This window comes from Arhodomonas sp. KWT, assembly GCF_010993615.1.
Map to the genome: position 1 here is coordinate 1 of NZ_WNXE01000379.1, position 1,740 is coordinate 1,740.

Genomic DNA, 1,740 nt, shown 5'->3' on the forward strand with positions numbered 1-1,740 from the left:
AATAACCTTATGCGCTATATTTATAACCGAGCGCCGCCCAAGGCGGTCGATCGAAACCGGTCAGGGAAGTGGAGCCGTGAGGGTGGCTACGGAACGGCATTGGGGGATCGTGCTGGGCCTGCTCGTGCTGGGGCTGGCGGTCCGGATCGTCCCCGTGTCCGCGGCGGTGGTCGAGGGCGAGTCCCCCTCGACGGCGGATCACCATGAATTCGAGGCGCTCGACGGCCCGTTCGATTCCGCGATCGAGGTCACTCGGGCGTGTCTGGGATGCCATTCGAAGGCCGCCGAGCAGGTCCGGCGCACCATCCACTGGCGCTGGGAGTTCCGTCACCCGGAGAGCGGGCAGCTCCTCGGCAAGCGTCACGTCATCAACAGCTTCTGCGGGTCGGTGTGGTCCAACGAGCCGCGCTGCACGAGCTGCCACGTCGGCTATGGCTGGACGGACATGCGCAAGCCGCCGCCACGCGCCGACGACCGGGTCGACTGCCTCGTCTGCCACGACACCACCGGTACGTACTGGAAGCTGCCGGCCGGCGCCGGCCACCCGCCGTACGCCGGGATCCGCTCGTCGAAGAGCAGCGGTGCCCCCGGCGAGCCGGTGAACCTCGCCCGTGTCGCCCGCAACGTCGGCCTGAGCGGCCGCGCCAACTGCGGGAGCTGCCACTTCTACGGCGGCGGAGGGGACGGCGTGAAGCACGGCGATCTCGACTCGTCGCTGGTCGACCCGCCGCGTTCGCTGGACGTGCACATGTCGGCGCAGGGGGCGGATTTCCGCTGCGCCGAGTGCCACACGAGCCGGGGCCACCGGATCGCGGGCAGCCGTTACGCCACCAATGCCCGGGACACCCAGGGGATCGACATCCCCGGGCGCACGGACGGCAGCCGCGCGTCCTGCGAGTCCTGTCACGGCCCGCAGCCCCACGGGGCGGCCAAGCTGAACGACCATGTCGACCGCGTCGCCTGCCAGAGTTGCCATGTCCCCGAGTTCGCCCGCGGCGGGGTGGCGACCAAGATGTGGTGGGACTGGTCCAGCGCCGGGCGCCTCGGCGAGGACGGGCAGCCGCTCACGATCCGGGATGCGGCAGGGCACCTGAGCTACCTCTCGACCAAGGGCAGCTTCCGCTACGCCGAGGATGTGGTGCCCGCGTACTACTGGTTCGACGGTGACATGCGTTACACGCTGCGCAGCGAGCCCATCGACGCCGACCATCCCCCGGTGGCGATCAACCGTTTCGGCGGCGGGCCGGATGACGCGGAGGCCCGGATCTGGCCGTTCAAGGTCATGCGCGGCCGCCAGCCCTACGACACGGTCAACCGGACCCTGCTCGTCAACCACGTCTACGGCAACGACGACACCGCGCTGTGGACGAACTTCGACTGGGCCCGCGCCCTCGCCGCGGGCACCGCGTTCGCGGATCAGCCCTACAGCGGTGAGTACGGCTTCGTCGAGACGGTCATGTACTGGCCGATCACACACATGGTCGCGCCGGCCTCGGCGGCCCTGGACTGCGGCGTCTGCCACGCTCGTGACGGCCGCCTCGCCGCCCTCGGCGGTTTCTACCTGCCGGGGCGCGACCGCGGCGTCTGGGTGGAGCGTCTCGGCTGGGGCCTGGTGGTCCTGGTGCTCGTCGCCAGCCTGGGGCACGCGGGCGTGCGGCTCTGGACCCGGGGCCGGCGCGGGAGGCAGGCATGACGCGGGCGATGATCTACACGCGGTTCGAGCGGTTCTGGCACTGGAGC

1 protein-coding gene is annotated in these 1,740 nt (G+C 70.5%); it reads left to right on the top strand.

Going from position 1 to position 1,740, the window contains the following annotated elements; all coding sequences use genetic code 11:
• The first annotated feature begins 76 nt into the window (after positions 1-76).
• Entirely contained in the window at positions 77-1,693 is a 1,617-nt protein-coding gene (locus G7A99_RS19130; RefSeq protein ID WP_240466344.1) for a tetrathionate reductase family octaheme c-type cytochrome, read from the top strand.
• The last annotated feature ends 47 nt before the right edge of the window (positions 1,694-1,740 follow it).